23 protein-coding genes and 2 riboswitches are annotated in these 25859 nt (G+C 48.6%); of the genes, 18 read left to right on the top strand and 5 right to left on the bottom strand.

Translation table 11 applies throughout. The annotated features are described in order from the left end of the window. Positions 1–7 precede the first annotated feature (7 nt). A complete protein-coding gene (locus ABNN70_RS01035) occupies positions 8–1051 on the bottom strand; it encodes a sulfate ABC transporter substrate-binding protein (protein ID WP_353948467.1) in 1044 nt (347 codons plus the stop codon). A 286-nt stretch (positions 1052–1337) separates the two neighbouring features. Then, positions 1338–1446, bottom strand: a riboswitch (SAM riboswitch). A gap of 125 nt (positions 1447–1571) precedes the next feature. Beyond that, positions 1572–1688: riboswitch (SAM riboswitch) on the top strand. A gap of 78 nt (positions 1689–1766) precedes the next feature. On the opposite strand from ABNN70_RS01035, the gene ABNN70_RS01030 reads away from it, so the two are divergent. From ABNN70_RS01030 to ABNN70_RS00985, 10 genes are all read left to right on the top strand, one after another. Beyond that, positions 1767–2000 (top strand): ferredoxin family protein, encoded by a 234-nt coding sequence (locus tag ABNN70_RS01030; protein WP_353948466.1) that lies wholly within the window; start codon positions 1767–1769, stop codon positions 1998–2000. Between the two features lie 45 nt (positions 2001–2045). Continuing rightward, on the top strand, positions 2046–2756 hold the full coding sequence (locus tag ABNN70_RS01025) for a phosphoadenylyl-sulfate reductase (RefSeq protein ID WP_353949468.1): 711 nt from the start codon (positions 2046–2048) through the stop codon (positions 2754–2756). A gap of 63 nt (positions 2757–2819) precedes the next feature. Continuing rightward, positions 2820–3971 (top strand): sulfate adenylyltransferase, encoded by a 1152-nt coding sequence (gene sat / locus ABNN70_RS01020; protein ID WP_353948465.1) that lies wholly within the window; start codon positions 2820–2822, stop codon positions 3969–3971. Between the two features lie 16 nt (positions 3972–3987). Beyond that, positions 3988–4593: an adenylyl-sulfate kinase gene (cysC, locus tag ABNN70_RS01015; RefSeq protein ID WP_353948464.1), complete on the top strand. Its 606-nt coding sequence runs from the start codon at positions 3988–3990 to the stop codon at positions 4591–4593. A gap of 39 nt (positions 4594–4632) precedes the next feature. Then, on the top strand, positions 4633–6264 hold the full coding sequence (locus ABNN70_RS01010) for a nitrite/sulfite reductase (protein ID WP_353948463.1): 1632 nt from the start codon (positions 4633–4635) through the stop codon (positions 6262–6264). Positions 6265–6271: 7 nt separating this feature from the next. Further along, positions 6272–6490, top strand: a complete 219-nt coding sequence (locus ABNN70_RS01005) for a DUF3906 family protein (protein WP_353948462.1) — start codon at positions 6272–6274, stop codon at positions 6488–6490. Positions 6491–6504: 14 nt separating this feature from the next. Then, entirely contained in the window at positions 6505–7281 is a 777-nt protein-coding gene (cobA, locus tag ABNN70_RS01000; protein ID WP_353948461.1) for a uroporphyrinogen-III C-methyltransferase, read from the top strand. Next, the gene (locus ABNN70_RS00995) at positions 7282–8031 is read left to right on the top strand and encodes a sirohydrochlorin chelatase (RefSeq protein ID WP_353948460.1); all 750 of its coding nucleotides are present in this window, start codon (positions 7282–7284) and stop codon (positions 8029–8031) included. Then, complete coding sequence (locus ABNN70_RS00990) at positions 8024–8644, top strand: NAD(P)-dependent oxidoreductase (RefSeq protein WP_353948459.1); 621 nt, start codon at positions 8024–8026, stop codon at positions 8642–8644. The genes ABNN70_RS00995 and ABNN70_RS00990 overlap by 8 nt, the downstream gene beginning before the upstream one ends. Before the next feature lie 159 nt (positions 8645–8803). After that, positions 8804–9784 carry an L-lactate dehydrogenase gene (locus ABNN70_RS00985; protein ID WP_353948458.1) on the top strand — a complete coding sequence of 327 codons (981 nt, stop codon included), beginning with the start codon at positions 8804–8806 and terminating at the stop codon, positions 9782–9784. Positions 9785–10130: 346 nt separating this feature from the next. Here ABNN70_RS00985 and ABNN70_RS00980 read toward each other — a convergent pair whose 3' ends face one another. The 4 genes from ABNN70_RS00980 to ABNN70_RS00965 all read right to left on the bottom strand — a co-directional run bounded on the left by ABNN70_RS00980 (position 10131) and on the right by ABNN70_RS00965 (position 14083). Beyond that, the gene (locus tag ABNN70_RS00980; protein ID WP_353948457.1) at positions 10131–10853 is read right to left on the bottom strand and encodes an MAE_28990/MAE_18760 family HEPN-like nuclease; all 723 of its coding nucleotides are present in this window, start codon (positions 10851–10853) and stop codon (positions 10131–10133) included. Then, positions 10819–11964, bottom strand: coding sequence for a DUF262 domain-containing protein (locus tag ABNN70_RS00975; protein ID WP_353948456.1), 1146 nt, complete (start codon positions 11962–11964; stop codon positions 10819–10821). Before ABNN70_RS00975 ends, ABNN70_RS00980 begins: the two co-directional genes overlap by 35 nt. Beyond that, positions 11957–13273, bottom strand: coding sequence for a DNA methyltransferase (locus ABNN70_RS00970; RefSeq protein WP_353948455.1), 1317 nt, complete (start codon positions 13271–13273; stop codon positions 11957–11959). Before ABNN70_RS00970 ends, ABNN70_RS00975 begins: the two co-directional genes overlap by 8 nt. 243 nt (positions 13274–13516) lie before the next feature. Continuing rightward, complete coding sequence (locus ABNN70_RS00965; RefSeq protein WP_353948454.1) at positions 13517–14083, bottom strand: HAD-IA family hydrolase; 567 nt, start codon at positions 14081–14083, stop codon at positions 13517–13519. 625 nt (positions 14084–14708) lie between these two features. On the opposite strand from ABNN70_RS00965, the gene ABNN70_RS00960 reads away from it, so the two are divergent. The 8 genes from ABNN70_RS00960 (at position 14709) to gatB (ending at position 25750) form a co-directional block, all read left to right on the top strand. Then, positions 14709–16418: an adenine deaminase C-terminal domain-containing protein gene (locus ABNN70_RS00960; protein WP_353948453.1), complete on the top strand. Its 1710-nt coding sequence runs from the start codon at positions 14709–14711 to the stop codon at positions 16416–16418. Between the two features lie 62 nt (positions 16419–16480). Then, positions 16481–16780, top strand: a complete 300-nt coding sequence (locus ABNN70_RS00955) for a YerC/YecD family TrpR-related protein (RefSeq protein WP_353949467.1) — start codon at positions 16481–16483, stop codon at positions 16778–16780. A 27-nt stretch (positions 16781–16807) separates the two neighbouring features. Next, entirely contained in the window at positions 16808–19036 is a 2229-nt protein-coding gene (pcrA, locus tag ABNN70_RS00950; RefSeq protein ID WP_353948452.1) for a DNA helicase PcrA, read from the top strand. A 32-nt stretch (positions 19037–19068) separates the two neighbouring features. Next, entirely contained in the window at positions 19069–21069 is a 2001-nt protein-coding gene (gene ligA, locus ABNN70_RS00945) for an NAD-dependent DNA ligase LigA (RefSeq protein ID WP_353948451.1), read from the top strand. Positions 21070–21086: 17 nt separating this feature from the next. Continuing rightward, complete coding sequence (locus tag ABNN70_RS00940) at positions 21087–22292, top strand: CamS family sex pheromone protein (protein ID WP_353948450.1); 1206 nt, start codon at positions 21087–21089, stop codon at positions 22290–22292. 235 nt (positions 22293–22527) lie between these two features. Then, on the top strand, positions 22528–22824 hold the full coding sequence (gene gatC, locus ABNN70_RS00935) for an Asp-tRNA(Asn)/Glu-tRNA(Gln) amidotransferase subunit GatC (RefSeq protein ID WP_353948449.1): 297 nt from the start codon (positions 22528–22530) through the stop codon (positions 22822–22824). A 26-nt stretch (positions 22825–22850) separates the two neighbouring features. Then, positions 22851–24311: an Asp-tRNA(Asn)/Glu-tRNA(Gln) amidotransferase subunit GatA gene (gatA, locus tag ABNN70_RS00930; RefSeq protein WP_353948448.1), complete on the top strand. Its 1461-nt coding sequence runs from the start codon at positions 22851–22853 to the stop codon at positions 24309–24311. Then, a complete protein-coding gene (gene gatB / locus ABNN70_RS00925; protein WP_129929797.1) occupies positions 24311–25750 on the top strand; it encodes an Asp-tRNA(Asn)/Glu-tRNA(Gln) amidotransferase subunit GatB in 1440 nt (479 codons plus the stop codon). The genes gatA and gatB overlap by 1 nt, the downstream gene beginning before the upstream one ends. The last annotated feature ends 109 nt before the right edge of the window (positions 25751–25859 follow it).

Here is a 25859-nt window from a genome sequence, read left to right as displayed (position 1 = left end):
AGCTTGTTTATTTAGGCTGGTAAATCTGATCAAAGGTGCCGCCGTCGGCAAAATGCTCTTTCTGCGCCTTCGCCCAGCCACCGAAATGATCATCTACAGTGACTAGTTCAATTTTCGGGAACTGATCGCTGTACTTTGCCAGAATCTCCTTGTTACGCGGGCGGTAATAACTTTTCGCAATGATTTCCTGGGCTTCATCACTGTACAGGTACTTCAGATATGCCTCAGCCACTTTTGCTGTTCCGTTACTTTCCGCATTCTTATCAACAACGGCAACGGGCGGTTCAGCGAGAATACTCAGTGAAGGGCTGACCCTTTCAAATTTGTCCTTACCGAGTTCATCGATGCTCAGGAAGGCTTCATTCTCCCAGGCGATCAGCACGTCGCCGACACCTCTTTCCGTGAAAGTCGTGGTCGCTCCGCGTGCTCCGGAATCGAGAACTTTGACGTTTGCATAGATCTTTTTCACGAAGTCCTCTGCTTTCTTCTGGTCATTATTGAATTTCTTGTCGGCATAAGCCCAGGCGGCCAGATAATTCCATCGAGCCCCGCCTGAGGTTTTCGGATTGGGCGTAACAACAGATACATTTTTCCTTGTCAGATCATCCCAGTCCTTAATGTTCTTTGGATTACCGGCCCGGACGAGGAAAACAATGGTTGACGTATACGGTGTTGCATTCTGCGGCAGTCGTTTCTGCCAGTCCTTATCCAGCCTGTCCGTGTTTTCGGCAATGGCATCGATATCGCCGGAAAGAGCGAGCGTGACGACGTCTGCCTTGAGTCCGTCAATAACGGAGCGCGCCTGTTTTCCGGATCCACCATGAGACTGCTGAATCGTCACATCCTGATGGCCTGTCTTTTTCCAGTACTTCGCGAACAGCTTATTGTACTGCTGATAAAGTTCACGTGTCGGATCATAAGAAACATTGAGCAGTCTGACCGGTTTTTTTGCTTCACCTGAGCCGGATCCCTGAGCTGAACGGTCTGATCCGCAGGCGCTGAGTGCCCCGAGAATTAAGATGGATACGATGAACAGACTGATTTTTTTCATTTGTAAACGCCCCCTTGTAGTTGTTTTAAGACGTACATTCTGATTTCTGAAATAAAATAAAAAAACATAGGAATACTTGGATTAACAGCAAATACATCTTGCGCCCCCCGCGCTCACCTCCGGGAATGACTGGTTTACCAGACCAGGAAAAAAGTACTGACTCACAGGTCGCAGATGCCGCCACAGGCTTTTTTCCCCACAAAAATTGTTTTGTTCTCTAAGCGTATAAAAAAACCTCATTCCGAAAGGATGAGGAGTGCTGTACGTGATTTGGTCACACTGCATCTCCTTATCTTTCAGGATAACCTGTTGGACGTGGCACCTGTACGATCACGTCTGTCATCGTGGTTGCCGGGCTTCATTGGGCCAATTCCCTCCGCCGCTCTCGATAAGAATCAATGAAATTGGTTTAATCCTATCATGCAGGTTGGAATAATGCAAGAAAAAAATTAATTCACACTAAAACAAGGTGAATAATTGACAATTCGATGCATCCCCTTTAAAATGAAAGCCAATTCAATAACTATCCAGAGTGATTGAGGGACTGGCCCGATGACATCCGGCAACCTGCACAGCATGTATTTCTCTGTAAGGTGCTAATTCCAGCAAAATGGCAGACCATTTTGAAAGATAGGAATCGTGACGCGAAGCTTTTTCCTGACTTTCTGGATGGAAAAAGCTTTTTTTTCATTGATCTTTAGAGGAGGTGACTGAAGTGGCTTTTGTGATTACATCGGCCTGTAAAGGTGAAAAAGCGGGAGAATGTGTGGAGACCTGCCCGGTGGATTGTATCTTTGAAGGAGATGAGATGTTTTATATCAATCCGGATGACTGTATTGACTGCGGGGCCTGTGAAGCGGTCTGTCCGGTTGAAGCTATTTATCCGGAAGACGAAGTGCCGGACGGAGAGCGCCAGTACGTTCAGCTCAATCGCGATTTCTTTTCCTGAGCTTTTCATGCTATTTGATTAAGAGAAGAGGTGAGGACAACGAAAATTCCAACATACAGCACCTGGAAAGACGTGCAGCTGCCGGATTTTAATCCGCAGTCGACATCTAAAGGTGCCCGGGAGGTCCTGGAGTGGGCGTATCATTCTTATGGAGGTAAAGTCGTTTATTCCTGCAGCTTCGGGGTTGAAGGCATCGTCCTGATCGACTTGATTTATTCAGTAAAAAAAGAGGCTTCAGTCATCTTCCTCGATACCGATTTTCACTTCAAAGAAACCTATGAGCTGATCCGTCGTGTGGAAAACCGGTACCCGAAGTTGCATATCATCCGGCTGAAGCCGGCGCTCACGCCGCAGCAGCAGGCAGAAAAATACGGAGACGCGCTTTGGTCGAAACGTCCGGATCTTTGCTGCAATATACGGAAAATTCAGCCACTTGCTGCAAGGATCGGAGCCTATGATGCCTGGATTTCCGGGCTCAGACATGAGCAGTCTCCGACAAGACGTTCGGTTGCCTATGTCAACAGGGATGAAAAATTTCATTCTGTTAAAATCTGTCCGCTGATCTACTGGACCTGGGACGACGTCTGGGATTACGTGCACAGCCGTCAGCTGCCTTATAATCCCCTCCACGATCAGAATTACCCCAGCATCGGCTGCACGTTCTGTACGCGTCCGGTGAAGCCCGGTGAATCTCAGCGGGCAGGAAGATGGAGTGCTTTTGATAAAACGGAGTGCGGTCTCCATCTGAATAAATGAGAAGAAGATGCGAAACATGGCTGCAAGGTATCAACAATGAAATAGCGTATGGGAGGCTTTTCTATGACAAGTAAACCGCACGGCGGTATCCTGATCAACCGCCAGAGCTTCGGTCAGACGGGTGCAGGTTATGCTCAGATCATTCCGATAGATCGCGTTGCTCTGAGCGACCTCGAACTGATTGCGAATGGCACATACAGTCCACTGACCGGATTTCTCGATCAGGAAAACTATGAATCTGTGGTCGAGGAAATGAGACTGAAAAGGGGTCTTGCCTGGACCATTCCGGTCACCCTGCCGGTCAGTGAGGAGGCAGCCGCTCAGGTGTCGGCGGGAGACAGAGCCCGTCTGGTCTATCAGGGCGTGGTCTATGGGACACTTGAGGTCACCGGTAAATTTCGCCCGGATAAGGAAAATGAAGCCCGGAAAGTGTATGGAACAACCGACCGCGAGCATCCGGGCGTAAAGCGGTTGTTCGATCGGGGAGCGGTTTATCTTTCCGGCCCGGTCCGGCTTCTGAGACGTTCACCGCGCCCGCAGGCCTTCGCCGCGGACTTTCTCGATCCCGTGGAAACACGCCGGCTGTTTGATCAGAAAGGGTGGAAGACGATCGTCGGTTTCCAGACCCGGAACCCGATTCACCGGGCACATGAATATATTCAGAAGACTGCCCTTGAGACGGTGGACGGCCTTTTCATCAATCCACTGGTAGGAGAGACGAAGAAGGATGATATTCCGGCCGATATTCGTCTGCGCAGCTACCATGTTCTGATAGACAACTATTATGTTAAAGAACGGACGGCGCTTGCCGTATTTCCGGCCGCCATGCGCTATGCCGGTCCGCGTGAAGCGGTGTTTCACGCGATCTGCCGTAAGAACTTCGGATGTACCCACTTTATCGTCGGCAGAGATCATGCAGGCGTCAAAGATTACTATGGTCCTTATGATGCACAGAAAATTTTTTCTCATTTTACACGTGAGGAGCTGGACATTCAGACGCTGTTCTTTGAAAACAGTTATTACTGCACGAAATGCGGCAGTATGGCATCGAATAAAACCTGCCCGCACGATGCTTCCTATCATGTGGCTTTGTCCGGAACGAAAGTCAGAGCGATGCTGCGCGACGGCATCCGGCCGCCGGAAACATTCAGCCGGCCGCAAGTCGTGCAGGTGCTGATCGACGGACTGAAAGAAAAAGCCGGCCAGGCTAAATAAGGAGCGTGTATGGCATATGGCAGGTTCAGAGAATATTGTCTGGCATAAAACGACGGTGACCCGGGCGGACAGAGAAGCAAGGAGCGGACATCGTGGCGCAGTGGTCTGGTTCACCGGACTTTCCGGCTCCGGCAAATCTACGCTCGCCAATCGTGTCGAAGCTGAGCTGTTTAAGAAGGGGATTCGGACGTATCTGCTGGATGGCGACAACATCCGGTCCGGACTGAACCATGATCTCGGATTTACTGATGCTGACCGGAAGGAGAACATTCGCAGAATCAGTGAAGTTGCGGCCCTCTTTGTCGACAGTAATGCCGTTGTTCTGACTGCCTTTATCTCACCGTTTACCTCCGAGCGCAGGGCCGCCCGCGAAAAAGTACCCGAAGATGAATTTTTTGAAATTTATGTCAAGTGTCCGCTTGACGTCTGTGAAGCACGTGATCCCAAGGGACTGTACCGAAAAGCACGTGACGGGGAAATTGAAGCTTTTACCGGTATCAGTTCCCCCTACGAAGAACCGCCGGCCCCGGAACTGGTTGTCGATACCTCAGAAGAGACACTCGATCAAAGCACGGCCCGTGTGATTGCGTTATTAGAAAAGAACAAAATCATCGGTGCGTAACCCGGCACGTGATCTGTTGCAAAGGAGGAACCTGCGAAAATGGCTTATGAAAAAGTCTGGGCTCAGAATGAAAGACTGAATAAAAATGAAATCAATAAGCTGAAAAAAGACGGCCTGTCGATCTTTGACGATATTCCAAAATATGCAAAAAACGGGTTCGAATCAATTCCCAGGGATCAATATATGTATTTTAAATTTGCGGGACTGACTGTACAGAAACCGCAGGACAAAGGGCTTTTTATGATGCGTGTGAAGGTGCCGTCCGGGGTTCTGAGGAGCGAGCAGGCGATCGTTCTGGCAGACATTGGTGATGAATTCGGGCGCGGCTTTCTGGACCTGACCACCCGCCAGGCCATCCAGTACCACTGGATCCCGCTTGAGCACCTTCCGGAAATCTTTGACCGGCTGAAGGCAGTCGGGCTGACGACAAGTGAGGCGGAAGGCGACGCGCCGCGTAATATTGTTGGAAACCCGCTCGCCGGCATTGATCCGGATGAACTTTTTGACACGCGTCCGATTGTTGACCGGGTTTTCCACTACTTTCAGGATAATCCCGATTTTTCCAATCTCCCGCGTAAGTACAAGATATCCATTAATTCGAATGTATATAATGTCGGTCAGGCTCAGATCAACGACCTTGCCTTCATGCCGGCCACTAAAGTGATCGACAGCAAAAAAGTCAGCGGTTTCCATGTCCTGGTCGGGGGCGGGCTTGCTGCCAGACCCTATCTTGCTAAGAAGCTGAATGTCTTTATCCATACGGCAGATGAGGTGATCAAAGTAGCTGATGCCGTAACCAGGCTTTACCGAGACTTTGGCTATCGGAAAAGCCGTGCCCGGGCCCGGCTTAAGTATCTGATCGCCGACTGGGGGATTAAGAAATTTGAGGAGAAAGTTCTGGAGTTAACCGGACCCCTGACCCCGGCCGGCCATGACGAGACCAAAGGATGGAATGCCGGATATTTTTACGGCGTGCATCCTCAGAAACAAAACGGCCTGAGTTATGTCGGCGTCAGCGTGCCGGTCGGTCGCCTTTCAGCAGATGATTTCCGAAGCTTTGCCCGCCTGGCCGGAGCATATGGAACAGGCGAGCTGCGTACAGCCAACTCTCAGAATCTGATTCTGCCTAATATACCGAATGAAAAAACGGATCAATTGCTTGCCGATGATCTTTTCAAAAAGTTTCCGATTCATCCCTCCCACTTTATGGGCTATGCTGTGGCCTGCACGGGGAATGAGTTCTGTAACCTTGCCCTGACCAATACAAAAGACCGGATGCGGGAAATCGCTCAATTTCTGGACAGAGAAATTGATATCGATGTACTGGTGCGTATAAACATGGTTGGCTGCACGAATTCCTGCGGCCAGCGACAGATTGCCGATATCGGTATCCAGGGACTCAAACTGCGCACGAAGGATAAACAGCTGGTCGATGCTTATGAACTGTTTGTCGGCGGGTCGCTGAAAGGGACGGGTCATTTTAATGAACGGCTTAAAGGGCGGATACCCGATTATCTGCTTCCCGCTGTACTGAAGGATTTTCTGGTCTATTTTAAGGAGCATAAGGGAAAAGGCGAGTCGTTTTTCTCTTTTAAAAATCGCGTGGGGACCGATTTTCTTCAGCATCTGCTCAATAAAATTATGGCGGGCCATTCAGAGGAAGCCGGGTGAAAAAACTATGGAATTATATCGTTTTATCGTCACCTCCGAAGAGCAGGAAATCCCGGTGGTCGCTGTTGCGGAAAATGAAGAATCGGCATTCAGGATTGTTGACCGGGAGCTGGATCGAACCTTTCTGAAAAAAATTCGTGTGGATGATATTGCACTCGTGGAAAAGAAAAGAATTCTGAAAAACGGCGCCGGATTTGTTCTGCATAAGAGAAAATCATTTGAATGAAAGGGGCATAGCTGATGGGCAAAGTCTATCTAGTCGGTGCCGGTCCGGGTGATCCGGAACTGATCACCGTGAAAGGGCTGCATCTGATTCGATCTGCAGATGTGATCCTCTATGACCGGCTGGTGAACGAGGAACTGCTTGATGAAGCCAGGCCGTCGGCGGAACGGATTTACTGCGGGAAACTGCCTCATGCGCATCCGCTGAAACAGGAAGCGATTAATCATCTGCTTGTGAATCAGGCCAGAAAGAAAAAAAGAGTGGTACGCCTGAAGGGCGGTGATCCGTTTGTTTTCGGTCGTGGCGGTGAGGAGGCGGCCTTTCTTGCCAAGGCAGGTATCCCGTTTGAAATTGTTCCCGGCGTCACAGCAGGGATCGCCGCGCCGGCTTATGCCGGTATCCCGGTCACTCACCGTGATTATTCCAGTTCGATCGCGTTTGTGACCGGTCATGCGAAAAAAGGTGGGAAAGAGACGGTTGACTGGTCGAAACTGGCGACAAGTGTGGATACGCTGGCGATTTATATGGGCGTCAGCAGCCTCGCCCATATCACTGCGGAGCTGATAGCACACGGCCGTCAGCCCGCAACGCCGGTTGCACTGATTGAATGGGGTACAACCGATCATCAGCGGACGATCACCACGTCATTGAAAGAGGCATCTGAGGAAGCAGGAAGACGGCACCTGCTGAATCCGGCCATGATCATTGTCGGCGAAGTGGTCCGGCTCAGGGAGACATTAAAATGGTTTGAGGCTGTCCGTCCCTCGGTCAATACGGCAAGGGAGGCGTACTAGATGCTGGGCGTGCTTTATGTCAGCCACGGAACCCGAGTCAAAGAAGGACTCCATCAGGCCAACCATTTTTTACAGAAATGCATGCTGCAGGTTCATGTACCGATTCAAAAAGTCTGTTATCTTGAACTGGTTCGGCCTAATATTCAGGAGGGGATCCGTCGATGTGTGGCAGCCGGAGTGCGTACACTTCTTGTTCAGCCGCTGCTGCTCCTGACGGCGGGACACGCGAAGCGGGATATTCCCGGGGAAATTGATAAGGCCAGAAAGAAGTATCGCCATGTGCATTTTATCTGTGGCCGTCCGTTCGGGGTGGATGATATCATTATCCATCTGTTAATTGAGCGCCTGCATGAAAAACAGCAGAATCTTCCGGAACGCTACGCTATTCTGCTGGTCGGCCGCGGATCAAGTGATCCGGATACAAAACGTGATTTTGCCGCAATCCGGCGACTGCTGCTGAATAAAGGTATCCCGTCCGTCATCGTCTGCTACATGGCAGCCGCATCGCCCTCTTTTCAGGAGGGTCTTGAGCGGGTGGTCCGGGAAAAACGGGGACAGACATTTGTCATCCCCTACCTGCTGTTTACCGGTGTGCTGATGAAAACGATCAGCAGATCTGTTCGCGAAAAGAATGAAGCCGGGGCAGCGTTTGTTCTGTGCCGTCCGCTCGGTTATCATCCGGCTCTGATTCAGTTAATGAAAAAACGCATCAGGGAGTCGCTGCAGGATGTACCTCCCCATTATGCTTGACATGAAAGGGAGAAAAGCGGTTGTTGCCGGAGGCGGACGGGCGGCCGCTTTGAAAATACAGGCGCTCCTGAGCGGGGGCGCATTTGTGACGGTGATCAGTCCGCGGAAATCAGCGGAGCTTGAAAAATGGGCGGCTGCCGGGCAGATCAAATGGTTACGGAGAGCGTGGCAGGAAGGCGATGCCAGAGGTGCTTTCCTGACTTTTGCAGCGACGGATGATGCGGAACTGAATACTGAGATTGCCGGACAGGTAGGGCCAAATCAGCTGGTACATATCGCCGGTGATTATGAACAGGGGGACTTTATCCTGCCGGCGGTTCTGCGTCGAGGCCGGCTCACTCTTTCTGTTTCAACAGGCGGGGCGAGTCCCGGTCTTGCGCGGCAAATCCGCAACAGTCTTTCTGATCAGCTTCCTGAAGATACGGAAACCTGGCTTGAGTTTCTGTTCCAGGCACGCCGCAAGATCAGGGAAAAACTGCACGATCCGGAAAGTAAAAAGAAGTGTTTCCAAAAAATGATGGATCCGGCTTTTCGTCAGCCTGAACGGCAGGCAGAGCTGCTTGCGGATGTCGATGGATTCATCAGAGTCTGTCTGACTGACGGAACATTTTAATGAAACAGCGGTTTTTTATTCAAAGCAGAGCATGAGAAATCCGGCTCTGTTTTTTTCTTTACCCGGAGGCGTCTTGATACCAGATAACGCAAGGTGTAAAATAACGTCACACAACACAGAAAAAAAGGATAGACGATCAGAAAAAGGAGAGGGTTACTCATGAGTCATACAGTCAGAAAAATCGGTATAGTCGGAATTGGAAATGTAGGGAAAGCGGCAGCTACAGCCATTCTTCATGAAAATGTGGCGGACGAACTTTACATTTCTGATATTGACAGTGAGCGGGCTAAAGGCGAAGCGTGGGACTTTGCGGACAGCATTGAAACCAACCCTTCGCGTACGCGGGTTTATGAAGTGCCCCTTGAGGGTCTGGTGCCATGTGATGTCATTCTGGTTACTGTAACAGACAGGTCGCTGATCGCGACCAGTTCGCGGCTTAAACTTCTGAAGGGCACCTCGGCTATTGCCTATGATATCGTGCCGAAACTTCGTCAGGCCGGATTCAACGGTTTTTATGTCGTTGCAACCAATCCGTGTGATATTATTACCTATTTATTCTATCATCTGTCCGGACTGCCAAAGAACCATGTAATCGGAACCGGCACGGCACTTGACAGTATGAGGCTGCGCAGGCAGATTTCCAAAGCAGTCGGCGACATCGATCCGCGCAGCATCAGTGCCTACATGCTGGGCGAACACGGAGACTCACAGTTTGCCGCCTGGTCGCACGCCCGGATTGGCGGCCAGTCCATCGATGATTATGAGGCTGAAAACAGGGCCAGGTTTGGGAAACTTGACCGTGATAAGATTGAAGACGCCGCCCGTCACTTTGGCTGGGAGATTCATAAGCGCAAAGGCAATACACAGTTTGGTATCGGCAACCAGCTCGCTTTCTTTGCTAAAACGATTCTGAATCAGGCCCATACGATTACGCCTGCTTCGGTTATTCTGGAAGGGGAGTACGGGCAGCATCATGTCTCTATCGGTGTTCCGATTGTGCTTGGCGGAAACGGTGTGGAAGAAATCCTTCATTTTCACCTGAACGAAAGAGAGACCAAATCATTCAATGCTTCAGCGAAACTGATCAGGGACCACATTGATCAGACCCTGACCGATTACGAAGAGACAGCTGAAAAATAATTAGCCTGCACAGTAATGGAAAAGGCGCTGCCCGGAATACCGGTGCAGCGCCTTTATATATAAGATGTTGAAAATGCCGGAAAATGTCTGTCTACATGGGCACTTAAGTACCGGGGTTCTGAGAGCATTGCTAACTGGCTTAGACAGGCTAAGTAGAGATTACTGCTACTTACCATAGCTCATTCCGAGCCAGTTTTAGTAGCACCATATTTTTAAGAACTGGTTTTTGTCCTAATAACTATATATCATAGAATATATGATCGTCCAGGGCACTGAATCATCCTGGCATTAAAAAGCCAGGTTTTCTAAGTTAGCAACCTTTATAAAAAAATACAAACCGGAGAGGTTAAGAAGAAGGAACGAGGTAAATTCCTTTCTTCAATGCATCAATGATCAAGTTAATCACACGTTCCATAATTGAAAATGTAGACTTCTCAATGTGGTTATATATATCTGCCGTAATCCCTTCCTTATCCCGTCCATGGGCAATTCCGTTTCTGCGATTTACCAATTCATGAATATAACACTCCTGATCCTCAAAATAATTACAGGGCAGTCCAAGTCGATAAAGAAGCTTTTTCAGCACAATCGGCCAAAGATTAGATTCTGTATCGACGATATCATCCGGAATATATACGTTCTGCGTCCATAAGTCAGAGAAACTGTCGACAAAGTCGATCTGTCGGGCGAATTTCTGCAGATTGTTTTTATCAGGTAATGTCTTCTTAAAAATTTTTTTATAGTGCCGGGGTTTGATGTTATCATCCTCATAAGCATCAAATGCTTCAATCATAGATGAAGCAGCGAGAAAATGATTGACCTCGCTTCGTTTTAGATGTTCCTCATTAATAGCGGCAATATATATCTGAAAAGCTATCGAACAAAATCCTTCGTAGTGAGAATAAAGCATAACAAGTAATGCTTTGCGAAAACGATTCTGATCTTTCTCGAATTCAATATATGAGAGTTGATTTCGCAGCAGTCGAATTTCATCAGCTCTCCAAGTCAGTTCCTCTTCCAGCTGTGCCCTTTTATCAAGAAGTTTTTCCTGATCCACGAAGCCACTCACCAACTCTCTCCTCCACGAGTTTAATGCGCTGTTCAAGATAACTTCTGGTATTTTTACCGCCGCCAAGAGTTGCGTTCAAAAAGTCAGAGTTCTGTTTGATCTGTTTCAACAATTGATTGAGATGCCCCATTTGCCGGGGGTCTTCTGCGTTTAGTTCCTCAATGTACGGCTGAATACCAAGTGTTATCGCATCAAAATGGGTCGGCGAAACAGAGGACACCCAGTTTCCATGATTGTTAACACGGGCAAAAGCATATTCTCCAAGAGATGAATGAAGAACAGCAAATGTCTTGTTAAAGATAGCTTTCTCTTTCTGATAATCAAAAGGAATGTGTTCCTCTTCGCCAGGAGAGTAAGAAACACCTTCCATGTATGAAGTGACAAAAGAGGCAATGTTTTTTTGATAATGTTCCCGATCATTTTTAAAAGCAAAAAACTTTAACACATATTCCTGATCAATTTTCAAATTAAAATTTTGGGCCGAAAGGTGCGTCATACAGGCCTTGAAATCTTTATTCCGGCTCAATTCAATAATGAAATCATTGAACCTTTCATCCAATAAACGAATGGTACAATTTCTTAATTCCTGTTCACTCAGCAACTCCCCGCCAGTATTGAGCCGTTTAAACATATAGTAACGAAGGCGCTGATCGCTGCCTTTTCTAATAACTTCTACCCGGATAAAGTTTCTTTTTAATTTGATTTGTAAGGCCTTTGGCAGTTCGTCATACGTGTAACCATTCAATTCGGTAACAATATCACAGTCAATCAGACGTAAAAAATCAGAATCTTTCAGAGCACCGCGAAAATGCAGATAGGAGGAAATACGCTGTAAGCCGTCAATCAGTTCATAAACGCCTTCCTCGGTTTCAATAACATATATTGGGGGTATCGGCATTTCAAGAATGAGTGATTCAATAAATTGAGACTGCTTTTCTTCTGACCATCTAAATAACCTTTGATATTCCGGAGCAATCTCTAATTCCTCGCTTTGGTACATATCCAGTAGTTCGTTAAAAGAAAGGTCAAGGCTTCGAGTTCTTACCATTTCAATTTTTGAGTCAACTTTTTCAATTAGTTCAACTGGTGCTGATTTTCCACGATTAGTCATCGGATCCCTCCTTTTTGAAAAAAAGTACAAATTCTTTTTCTTTTCCGTCCACCCTGTATTTTTTGCTTTTTGAATTAATCTGAAGCATATTTTGAGGTGATAAATAGTCAAATATCTGAACGATTTCCCAGTGGAAAGGTTCAGTCATATCCTTAATAATTTCAGCCAGATTGATATAAACATTCTTGTAATATGAATTCTGGACCACAAGCACACACTGACCATCATTTTTCAGAACGCGATTCAGTTCTCTCAAAGAATGGTTCAGCGAATCAAAATATTGAAGATATGTTCTTAAATAATACGTCTGCGACGCTTTAGATTCGTGATTTCCAATTGCGTCTATAATCTTCAGACAGCCTTGTCCCCACTTTTGACTCACGACGGGCTTTGTTTTACTGATCACAGGAGTGCCCATGAAGTTTTGACGAAGATGTTTCATTTCCTTCTGACTACACCCCAGGAGACCAAGTTCAAGACTGGTTAATACAGCATAGTCGATTCTCGTGCAATAAGGTGGGGAGGTTACAATGGCATTGACCGATTTGTCTTCAAGTGGAAGATTTTCAGACATGGCGATATCTAATCGAACTTGTCGCGGTCCATTTATGTTCTGTTCCTGATGAAGTAACTCAATGAGCTCTTCTACCTGATCTTGGAAAATCTCAAGTATGCTATTGTCACTTATACTGATTTTCCGCTCACCCAATTTTGGCCTTTTAATCCAAGTGGGATTCGAGGAGCGAAGCGGGAGAGAAATTTCTCTGAGCAACCGGAAAAGACCAACATAAAAAAAAGAGGCTTCAGCTGACAGGTTTTTTAATTCCCCCAGATTATGATAAAGCAGAAAAGGAGTTTTATGCTTGATAATGATCGTCTGGATCAAAGCTTCAATGTTGCGAATCGCTGTACTCGTTTCAAGAGTCAGCCAACCTTCGAGCGGGTCGGAGTACGGAAACTGATTGGAACGATGTGAATTATATCTCTCGATAATTAACCTTTTAAAAAACTCCAGCCTTGACGCAGCAGAAGGTGAGATCTCTCTGGATTTTGCTACAATCAGCATGACTGGATTAATGTCAAACCCAAGTGCTTTGTATCCATGAGCTGCCGCAACATTCGTTGTGGTTCCGCTCCCATTCCATGGATCCAGAATGACTGAAGCATGTGGAAGATTCCAGAAATTAAGGACATCCTCAACGAATTCTGATGAATATCCTGCATAATAATCATAGAAGCCGCTTTTCCCCTTCTTGTTTAAATGACTTCTTTTTGGGGTCCTTGGTAGAAAATCTATAGTATTCAACATAATCAAATCCTCATAAATAAAATAATTCCCCTACGTGTTACCTGTCGTACTCTCTCAGGATATGTATATCTATATAGTGGAGTCTGTTTCTTATCATAAAGGCTTGCATCAATAAGATCAAAAGGATAAAAAGAAGTTTTATTTATAAAAAGTTGAACCAAGAGATTATATTCGACGAAAAACATAGAAATTCCTTTATTTTATCCATTTATTGAAAAAAATAAATTCATCCTTATGAAGGACTTAAAAATTGTTATTTATGACATTGAAAAACTCCCGGTAATCCTCCAGATAAAAATCTGCTCCGGGTTGTCTGTTCTGGAAGAGACAGGTCCTGCTTCCAATTTTTCGCCCGGAAATAATGTCAAGCAACCGGTCACCGATCACGAGATCGATGCCGTATTTTCTGTCGAGATAAACATAGGAAGCGGGGTCCGGTTTTTTAGGAAATCCGTCCTCATAGGCGACGATATCATTGAAATATGAATCAAGCTGATGATATTTCAGTACCTGGAGCACATCATGTCGGTTGTTGTGTGTCATGATGACATGCTTTTCGGCAGAGGACAGGACATTTTCCAGGCCATCGAAAGGCTGGACTGCTTTCGCGGGGACCTGGTGCATGAGGTCACGGAACGCTCGGATCTGTGACACCGTCATGTGGAAATAGCTGAAGGCGTGGGTGAATGAAATTTTAATATGGGCGAGAATTTCTTGTTCAGACCGGTCGGGCAGGACCTCCTTCATCAACTTCTGATAGATCGGATAGGTGTTAAAAAGTGTACCATCAAAATCCCATAGTATATGCATCATGAGTCAGCTCCATGTCTTAAGGCGGGATCAGAAAAATCTTTGTCGTCTGTGTTCATTATATAATAACTCTGTTCCTGGCGTTTCGGGTTTGCTGAAAAATACAGAGGGAGTCCGCCCTTATCGGTTGGGGGATCGAGTTAAGCGCATGATCAGATGAATAGACGGAAAACTTCCGGTTACTTAAGTCATTCAATTTAAAAACAGCTAGAATAGACGGAGAGATTCCGTCTATTGACTGGAGGAATGGGAAAATGGCGCTTGTTGTCTGGCATAAGCGGAAAAATTCCGCTTATATCCCTCCCGAAAAGCGTGCCGTTCTGCCTCCTAACCGGAAAATCTCCGCTTATTTTACTTTTTGCTCTCAGTATAAAACCGCTTATGACAAGTAAGTGAGATGAAAGCCCCTGCAAGATGGGTTGATTGGGTGGATCATTGAAAAAATCCCATCGAATCAGAAGGCAAACCTTTGACCATCTGGAAAAGTTGCGCCACTCAGATTGGCGTGATAAAAAAATCAATATCGCAAAAAGCGCGGTTTCCAATGATCTTTTATTTGATGTAAAATGATAAATGAAATGCTTTTACGGATTAGTGTGCGACAATCGTTCAGAGGGAGTGCAGTATGGATCGGAACGGGTATTGGACAATAGGTGACATGCGCAGGCATTCGGCCATCCTCAGTGGTACAGTAGCGCCGACCTTAGTCCTGCAGTCTGCGGTTTATCTGAATACGTATCTGAAAACCTGGATCAAAGCGAATATTTGGACAGACCGAGACCGGATCGTCTACGTCGGCAATAACATGCCGGTGAAAACGGAGTCGACAGAGATTATTGATTGTTCAGGACTGACACTTGTGCCCGGGTATATTGAACCGCATGTCCACCCCGGGCAGCTGTATAACCCGCAGACACTGGCACAATATGCCGCCCCGCTGGGTACGACCGCATTAATCTGTGACAATGCGCTTCTGGTCAGAAGTCTCACAGATGAAAAGGCCTTTCAGATTATCGAAAAACTGGAACGGCTGCCGGAGACCTTCTACTGGTGGTGCCGGTATGATCCGCAATCGGAGGTTTATCACTCTCCTTTTACTGATGAGCGTATTTACCGCTGGCTGCACCACCCGCGCGTGGTGCAGGGCGGAGAACTGACAGGCTGGCCGCGTGTCGTTCATGGTGATGATCAGATGCTCTCGTGGATGCGTGCGACCAAGCATTTAAGAAAGCCGATTGAGTCCCATCTGCCCGGGGCTTCCGAGCGGACACTGACCCGGCTGAAACTGTTCGGGGCCGATGGTGACCACGAAGCGATGACCGGAGATGAAGCGCTGGCGCGTCTGAAGCTGGGCTATATGGTCTCGCTGCGTTATTCACCGATCCGCCCGGATTTACCGGAGATTCTTCGCACGTTGTTAAAAAAAGGCGTGAGATCTTTTGATCATGTAACGATGACCCTTGACGGGGCAACCCCCGGCTTTTTAAAGAAAGGCGTGTGCGATCAGCTGATTCAGATTGCACTTGAAGCGGGCATCACGCCCGCAGACGCCTATATGATGGTTTCCGCCAATATCGCTTCTCACTATCATCTTGGCGACCGGATCGGGCATATTGCGCCGGGACGGATCGCAAATATCAATTTTCTGAATGATTCACTTGATCCGCGACCGGTTTCGGTACTTGCCAAGGGACGCTGGGTGCGGCGCCACAACAAAATGGTTGCAGACGCCTTCTCCGGATATGACCTCACTGAGGATCTTACGCCGCTGGAGATTACGGCATCGCCTGATACAGACAGCCTTCAGGCATCGACGCGGACCGGCATCGACATGGTTAATGATGTGATCACAAGATCCTTTGAACTGGAGCCTGGAAAACAGCTCCCGGACTCTGTATTGTACCTGACACTTTTAGATAAAAAGGGCACCTGGATCCGCAATACGTATCTGCGCGGCTTTGCGGCGCGCCTGTCCGGCTTTGCCGGCAGTTTCACGGCTACAGGAGACCTGTTGCTGATGGGCAGAAATAAAAGCGATATGATCACAGCTTTCAGAAGGCTGAAGGAGATTGGAGGCGGCCTCGTCATTGCCGAGGGCGGAAGGGTGCTTGCGGAACTCAGTCTGCCGCTTCTCGGATGCATGTCCGAGGAGCCAATGGAGCGGCTCATGCATGATGCGGGGCAGTTTGAGCAGGTACTGCGCCGCTTTGGCTGCGGAGCCGGCAATCCATATTTCAGCCTGCTGTTCCTGTCTTCCACCCATCTGCCCTATATCCGGCTGACACCCAAGGGGCTGTATGATGTCATGCGCAGAAGCCTCGTGGAGCCCGAATAAGTGAGCAGTGAAGATGAATCATTCTCACTGAATATTTAGTGAACCTGAAAGGAATGGACAATGTGCAGATCGATAAATTGAGAGGTAAAACACTGGATCAGCTGTTTGATGCTATTCTGACCTTAAAAGACCGTGAGGAATGCTACCGTTTTTTCGATGATTTATGCACCATGGGCGAGATTCAGTCGCTTTCACAGCGGCTGGAAGTGGCGCGAATGCTGATGGCCGGTCTGACCTATCATCGCATTGAAGAGGATACCGGCGCCAGCACAGCAACCATTTCCCGTGTCAAACGCTGCATAAATTTTGGTAATGACGGTTATCAGATGACCCTCAAACGGCTAAACGATAAAAATCATTGAGAGACTTATATATTAGGATGTGGTTTTTTGGAAAAAATGTCACAGGAACTGCTTGAAGGACTGAATCCAGAGCAGCTGAAGGCGGTCAGGCATCATGAAGGTCCACTTTTGATTATGGCCGGCGCGGGGAGCGGAAAGACACGCGTCCTGACGCATCGCATGGCCTGGCTGATGCTTGAGCGGGATGTCGCTCCCTGGAATCTGCTCGCCATCACATTTACCAACAAAGCGGCAAAAGAAATGCGGGAACGTCTGGCGGAACTCGTCGGCCCGCTGGCGGACGATGCCTGGGTGTCCACATTTCACTCGATGTGCGTACGTATACTCAGAAGAGACAGTGACAGACTCGGCATCAGCCGGAATTTTTCGATTCTCGACGGAACAGATCAGCAGTCCGTGGTCAAGCATATTCTCAAAGAGCAGAACCTTGATCCGAAAAAATTCACGCCGCGAAGCATTCTCGGACGGATCAGCGGAGCGAAAAATGAGCTGAAAACGGCAGCGGATTTTGCAAAGACAGCCTCCGGTCCGTTTGACGAGGTGGTCCGCGATGTCTATAAAGCTTACGAAAAGCGCCTGCTGCAGAATCAGTCGCTCGACTTTGATGATCTGATCATGACAACCGTACATCTTTTTCAAAGAGTGCCTGAATCGCTGAGCTACTATCAAAATAAATTTCAATATATCCATGTCGATGAATATCAGGATACCAACCGCGCTCAGTATCTGCTCGTCCATATGCTGGCCGACCGGTTTAAGAATCTGTGCGTTGTCGGTGATTCCGATCAGTCGATATATGGCTGGCGCGGAGCGGATATTCATAACATTCTTTCCTTTGAGGAAGACTATCCCGATGCAACGGTGATTAAACTCGAACAGAACTACCGCTCAACAAAGAAAATTCTTGAAGCGGCGAATCATGTCATTGAAAACAACCAAAACCGTAAGCCAAAGAATCTCTGGACGGAGAACGCGGATGGAAAGAAAATTGCTTATTACCGGGCCGGAACGGAACACGATGAAGCCTATTATGTGGCTGGAAAGATGCGTGACCTGGCCAAAGACGGGTACCGTTATTCGGATCTTGCCGTTCTGTACCGCACGAATGCCCAGTCCCGTGTTATTGAAGAGACGCTTGTCAAATCAAATATCCCTTACCGGATGGTTGGCAGTATTAAATTCTACGATCGTAAGGAAATTAAAGATGTTCTTGCCTATCTGAAACTGATTGCCAATCCGGATGATGATATCAGTCTGGCCCGTGTGATCAATGAACCGAAGCGCGGAATCGGGGCTTCTTCCATGGATAAACTGGCAGATTATGCACTGGCCGGAGATCTCTCGCTGATGAAAGCGATTGGTGAAGTCTCACAGACAGGCATTGCCGCGCGGACAGCACATAAAATGGAAAGCTTTTCTGAAATGATCGTGAACTGGTCGAAAATGCAGGAGTTTCTGTCGATTACCGACCTGGTTGATGAAGTGCTGGATAAATCCGGCTATCGTGAAGCGCTGAAATCCGAACGGACGATTGAAGCTCAGAGCCGCCTGGAAAACCTTGATGAATTCCTGTCCGTGACGAAAGAATTTGAATCATCTCATGAGGATAAATCGCTGATCACCTTCCTGACTGAACTTGCCCTCGACACCGATCATGATGAAGAAGATCCGGAGGCGCCTTCTGATGCCGTGACACTGATGACGCTGCACTCGGCTAAGGGCCTTGAGTTCCCTGTTGTTTTCCTGATTGGCATGGAAGAAGGGATTTTCCCCCATGCCCGTGCGCTGGATGATCAGGAAGAGATGGAGGAAGAGCGGCGGCTTGCCTATGTCGGGATTACCCGGGCAAAAAAGCGCCTGTTCCTGACATCCGCCCAGATCCGCATGCTTTTCGGTCAGACGGTCACCAACGCCGAATCCCGCTTCATCCGGGAAATTCCTGAGGAACTGCTTGACGTTCAGGAACCGGAACATCGCCCGCAGGCGGGCCCGTTGCCCTGGAGCAAAAGGAGCAATACCCCTTACAACAGGCAGGCGGCGCCGGTTTACCGCCAGCCTGTCCCCATGCTGAAGAAACGGTCCGGCGGCGAGAAACACTGGCAGGCCGGTGATAAGGTGATGCATAAGAAATGGGGGAAGGGAACCGTCGTCAGCACCAGGGGGAGCGGCGACAGTATCGAACTTGACATCGTCTTTCCGAATCCCACCGGTCTGAAGCGTCTCCTTGCTTCATTCGCGCCGATTGAAAAAATATGAATCATCTTCTGTTAATTAAAGGAGAAACGAACATGGCAGAGCAATTATCAGAGCGTCTCCGCAGCCTGCGGGCACTGCTTGACCAATACAGCTACGAATATTATGTGGAAGATAATCCGAGTGTTCCGGACAGTGAATATGACCGGCTGATGCAGGAGCTGATTGCCATTGAGAAGGCACATCCTGAGTGGATTACACCGGACTCGCCGACTCAGCGTGTTGGCGGCCGGCCGCTCAAAGCCTTTTCCAAGGTGACCCATGAGATTCCGATGCTCAGTCTCGGCGATGTATTCAGTAAGGAGGAATTACTCGATTTTGACCGCCGGGTCCGTCAGACGGTCGGAAATGATGTGACCTATGTCTGTGAATTGAAAATTGACGGACTCGCCATATCTCTGACTTATGAAAAAGGACAGTTTGTTCTTGGAGCCACGCGCGGAGATGGAACAACCGGAGAAGACATTACCAATAATCTGCGGACTGTACGCGCCCTGCCGCTGACTCTTCCGGAACCGCTGAACATCGAGGTGCGCGGAGAGTGTTACATGCCAAAACGGTCTTTCGAAAAACTCAACGAAGACCGCAGAAAAAACGGAGAACCGCTTTTCGCCAATCCGCGCAACGCCGCAGCCGGTTCACTCCGTCAGCTGGATCCGAAGATTACCGCGCGGCGCCGCCTCTCCATTTTTCTGTACAGTGCCGGCACCTTCGATCGTGAGAAGATCACCACACACTACGGACTGCTCGAAGCCATCAAATCGTACGGACTTCCTGTTAATCCGGAGTCGCGCCGCTGTGCCACAATGCAGGAAGTTTTCGACTACATTGATGCCTATACGGCAAAACGCGATGCGCTGCCGTACGGGATCGACGGGATTGTCGTCAAGGTCGATTCCATGGCTCAGCAGGCACAGCTCGGGCATACAGTCAAATCGCCACGCTGGATGATCGCTTATAAATTTCCGGCGGAGGAAGTCGTATCGACACTGGAAGATATTGAAGTCAGCGTCGGGAGAACCGGCGCCGTCACACCGACTGCCGTACTGACTCCGGTACAGGTGGCCGGAACGACGGTCAGAAGAGCCTCTCTGCATAACGAAGACTTGATCCGGGAGAAAGATCTGCGGATCGGTGACCGGGTGGTGATCCGCAAAGCCGGTGACATTATCCCTGAAGTGGTCAATGTTCTGACTGAACAGCGGTCCGGAAATGAAAAACCGTTTTCGATGCCGACACATTGTCCGGAATGCGGCAGTGAACTCGTCAGACTGGATGAGGAAGTCGCCCTGCGCTGCATCAATCCGAAATGCCCGGCGCTGATCCGGGAGGGTCTGATTCACTTTGTCTCCCGAAATGCGATGAATATTGACGGACTCGGTGAAAAAGTAATCACACAGCTTTTTGAAAAGCATCTGATCCACGATGTGGCGGATCTTTACAGCCTGACTTACAATGATCTGATTTCAATGGAAAGAATGGGGGATAAATCAGTCACCAATCTGCTGCATGCGATCGAGCGCTCCAAACAGAACTCACTCGAGCGGCTGCTTTTCGGGCTCGGTATCCGGTTCATCGGTGCAAAGGCTGCCCGAATTCTTGCCATGGCATTCAGGACAATGGATGACCTTTCCCGTGCAAGCGTAGAAGAACTGACGGCGGTGGATGAAATTGGTGATAAAATGGCAGATTCCCTGGTCACCTATTTTTCCAAGCCTGAATTCCAGTCGCTGATTGCCGAACTGAAGGCCCACGGACTCAATATGAACTATCTTGGCCCCGATCCGGAAACCATCGCAAACGCCGATTCACCTTTTAATGGAAAGACTGTGGTCCTGACAGGAAAACTGGAACAACTGACCCGCTCCCAGGCGAAGAAGGAAATTGAAAGCCGCGGAGGCAATGTGACCGGCAGCGTCAGCGCGTCGACAGATCTTGTGATTGCAGGTGAAGCCGCGGGATCAAAACTGAAGAAAGCAAGAGATTTGAATATAGAAATATGGGACGAGGGGCGTTTTCTTGAAACGCTCAGATAGACTGAGGAGGTATCCGGATGAAAGGCAAAAAAGCAGCAGCCGTCTTATCCGTCCTGATCAGCATACAGCTGGTCGTAGCCGGCTGCGGATTTGGCGGCAGTGATCAAAGTAAAGTGGTTGATCAGAAAAACGGAAAAACGAAGACCGCTCAGCTCGTTCCGGGAGCAAGCGATAAAGAATATACCTCACTTCGCCCGCTCGGCAATGACCGAGTACGTGGTTATATCCAGTACGGAGCTAAGAATCAGGCGGACAGCGACCAGCTGGAAACGGGTTTAATGCAGATGTCAAAAGACGTTTTCAGCCCGGATGATTACGTCTTTCAAAGCGGGCAGTATCTGAAAGAAGACGATATTAACGGTATACTTTACCGGCGCGGTCAGGAACCCCGGAAACTGAATGATCAGGGAAAAAAGATCAAACCTCTGCCAGGTCTCAATCCGGCGCTCGGAAAGGGAAAAAACAAAGTAGAGCAGTCCAGGAACAGTCCGAAAATGATCAACTATGTTCTGGAACAGGATTATCTGAAAAAGGGGTCCGGTGGGAAATATACACTCAGCGGGGTATCTATCGCCATTTCGCTTAATTCGGTCTATGCCGATAAAATTATGGACAATAAGAAGATGATTCATAATGTCAATGTCCCTTTGAAAGCCTCCGACGTGCAGGTGTGGGGAAAAGCCCATGCGCCGCAGATTATTCAGCGCATCCGTAGTGTCGAAGGTCTGGAAAAGGTACCGATTTTTCTCGCACTTTATATGACGGCGGCCCCGGATTCACTTGTTTCCGGAGACTTCTTTGCCCATACTGAAATTCCACAGGGGTCCTCATCCATTAATAAATGGACCAATGTAAATGAGGACCACGTCCTGTTTCCTTCCAGTCAGGCTTCATCAAAATATAAAGCCGACCTGGACAAGTTTAACGTCTTTGTAGATGACATCAAGAGTTATTATCCGGATTATGTAGATGTGATCGGTAAAGGTTTTTATCGGGATAAAAAGCTTCAGGATCTTACGTTGACCGTCAATCTGGATAAGTTCCGGGACAAGACGGAAATCATCGGCTTTACCAACTATATTGCCTCTGTGCTCAACACGCGTTTCCGTTTTCCCCGCACGGTCAGTGTACACATTTATCTGACAACAGGCGATGTGCAGGAAGCATTGATTGAAAGGACACCTGACATGGATGATGCCTATGTCTCTGTTTATAATAACTGACCCCGCGCGTCATCAGGATCGCGATGATGTTCTCATAAAGTGAAGCTTCAATCAGCGGGGGTTTCTTCCGCCGGATTGATGATAAAAAGGTTCTGCAGGCCACAAAAACAGGCGGCGGATTGATCGGCGCTGTCATTGCATCATAACCCTCTAATTTGGTATGATAGAGGCATTGTCGGGGGCCCGCGGAACGCTGGACGCGCCCCCGGGCCAACTTTTTGACGGAGGTGATTTTATGAGCCGGATTTCTGAAGAACAAGTGAAATATGTCGCTAACCTGGCACGGCTTTCTTTTAATGATGAGGAAATCAGCACGTTTACGACACAGCTCGATGATATTATCGGTTTTGCTGAACAGCTGAATGAACTCGATACCGAGGGTGTTGAACCAACAACGCACGTGCTCGATATGCATAATGTGATGCGTGACGATGTCGTTGTCCCGTCTCTGCCAAGAGAGGAAGCGCTCAAGAACGCCCCTGTCCAGGAAGACGGACAGATTAAAGTACCGCAGATTATGGAAGCAGACTGAGCGATACAGAAGGAGGAAAACGGAAGATGCCACTTTTTGAAGAAGGCCTTGTGTCTCTTAAAGAAAAGATACATAAAAAGGAAATTAAGGCATCCGATCTCGTTGATGAAGCATTCTCACGCATTAATGAAGTCGATGATAAAATCAAAGCTTTTCTGACTTTAAACGAAGAAGCAGCCAGAAAGGCAGCAGGAAAGATAGATGAGGGAGGGACTCCTTCCGATACGCTGCTTTTCGGCATGCCGATCGGCCTCAAGGATAATATCGTGACCAAAGGGCTGAAAACCACGTGTGCGAGCCATATTCTTGAAAACTATGATCCCATCTACGATGCCACAGTGGTTAAAAAGATCTCTGATCAGAAAGGGATCGTGGCCGGCAAGCTGAATATGGACGAGTTCGCGATGGGGTCCTCAACAGAAAATTCAGGCATGGCGATCACACATAATCCATGGGATCTTGAGCGGGTTCCCGGTGGATCAAGCGGGGGTTCCGCAGCCTCCGTCGCAGTCGGGGAAGTCCTCTTCTCTCTTGGATCCGACACAGGCGGATCCATCCGCCAGCCATCGGCCTTCTGCGGTGTTGTCGGGATGAAACCGACCTATGGCCGCGTTTCCCGTTACGGACTGGTGGCCTTTGCCTCCTCTCTTGACCAGATCGGACCGATTACCCGGACCGTTGAAGACAACGCCTACTTGCTCGAGGCCATATCCGGACTCGATCCGTGGGATTCGACGAGTGCGAATATCCCGGTGCCGCATTATGCAGATGCGCTGACGGGTGACATTAAAGGCCTGCGCGTGGCAGTCCCAAAAGAATATCTGGGCGAAGGCGTCAGCGAGCCGGTCAAGGACAAAATTAAGGCGGCCGTCCGTCAGCTTGAAGCGCTTGGCGCGGTCTGTGAAGAAGTTTCGCTGCCGCATACCAAATATGCGGTGCCGGCTTATTACCTGATTGCGTCATCGGAAGCCTCGGCGAACCTCGCCCGTTTTGACGGGGTCCGCTACGGGGTACGTGCGGATTCCGATGATCTGATCGAGATGTATAAAAAGTCGAGAAGTGAAGGATTCGGTGACGAAGTGAAACGCCGGATCATGCTTGGAACCTTTGCTTTAAGTTCCGGCTATTACGACGCGTATTATAAAAAAGCACAGCAGGTACGTACGCTGATCAAACAGGATTTTGAAAAAGTTCTTGAAGATCACGATATCATCGTCGGCCCGACGACACCGACGACGGCTTTCAAAATTGGTGAGATTATTGATGATCCGCTGACCATGTACGCCAATGATATTCTGACGATACCTGTCAATCTTGCCGGCGTACCGGCGATCAGTCTTCCGTGCGGACTTGCGGATGGACTGCCTGTCGGATTGCAGATGATTGCCCGGCCGTTTGGTGAAAAAACACTTTACCGCGCGGCACATGCTTATGAACAGACTGCCGGGTTTAAACTGGAGCCGGCATTCAAAGGGGCGAATGACTGATGAGCAGCAATTTTGAAACGATAATCGGCCTCGAAGTCCATGTTGAACTGAAAACAAAAACGAAAGCCTTTTGCGGTTGTGCCAATGAATTTGGCGCACCGCCGAATACACATACCTGTCCGATCTGTCTGGGGCACCCCGGTGTCCTGCCGATTCTGAACAGAGAGGCCGTAGACTATGCCATTAAAGCGGCACTCGCCTTAAACTGCGACATCTCCCGCGAGACCAAATTCGATCGGAAGAATTACTTCTATCCGGACAATCCGAAGGCCTATCAGATTTCCCAATTCGACCAGCCGATCGGCAGAAACGGCTATATCGAAATTGAAGTCGATGGAAAGCCGAAAAAGATCGGCGTGCACCGCCTCCATCTGGAGGAAGACGCCGGGAAACTGAGTCACCTGGAAGACGGCTCCGGCTCGCTTGTCGATTTCAACCGTGTCGGTACACCGCTGATCGAGATTGTATCTGAAGCAGATATGCGTTCGCCGCAGGAAGCTTATGCTTATCTTGATCAGCTGAAGGCCATTATGCAGTATATTGGCGTCTCCGATGTGAAGATGGAGGAAGGATCGCTGCGCTGTGATGCCAACCTCTCCATCCGTCCGTACGGTCAGACCACGTTCGGTACGAAAACAGAGCTGAAGAACATCAACTCCTTTGCCTTTGTAGAAAAAGGACTCTCCTATGAAGAACGGCGTCAGGAGAAAATCCTGCTTTCCGGCGGTAAAGTGGAACAGGAAACCCGCCGCTATAACGATGCCACGAAGACAACGACGCTGATGCGTGGCAAGGAAGGCTCGGACGATTACCGTTACTTCCCGGAACCGGACATTATCAAGCTGAAAATTGATGATGCATGGATCAAACGGATTCAGGATGAGATCCCTGAGCTGCCGGATGCCCGTCGGAAACGCTATATTGAAGAACTTGGACTTCCTGAATACGATGCGATGGTTCTGACTCAGGCGAAAACGATGTCTGACTTCTTTGAGCGTGCGATCGATGAAGGCGCTGATCCGAAACTTGTCGCCAACTGGCTGATGGGTGACGTTTCAGCTTACCTGAACAGTAAATATATCACGATCGATCAGGTGCCGATGAAGCCGGAAGATCTGGCCAAACTGGTTAAACTGATTGAGAAAGGGACAATCTCCAGCAAGATTGCCAAGAAAGTTTTTAAAACGTTGATTACAAAAGGCGGCGATCCGGAAGAAATCGTTAAAGCCAAAGGGCTTGTTCAGATTTCTGATGAAAAGGCGCTTCACGAATTGATTGACCCGATCCTTGCAGCCAATCAACAATCCATGATTGATTATAAAAACGGCAAGGATCGTGCACTCGGCTTTCTCGTCGGTCAGGTGATGAAACAGTCCCGTGGCAAGGCCAATCCGAAGATGGTCAATAAGATCATTCTTGGAGAAATTGAAAAGCTTTAAAGAAGGACACAAAGAGCAGGGCACTGAAAAACTGAGGTTTTTCGGTGCCCTACTCCTTTTTTATCTTAAGAAGCACTCATTTTTGGCCGCGCAAGCGAGGGGACGGACG

The sequence above is a fragment of the Sporolactobacillus sp. Y61 genome (genome assembly GCF_040529185.1).
GTDB lineage: Bacteria > Bacillota > Bacilli > Bacillales > Sporolactobacillaceae > Sporolactobacillus.
This window is presented reverse-complemented; position numbering and strand designations above follow the sequence as displayed.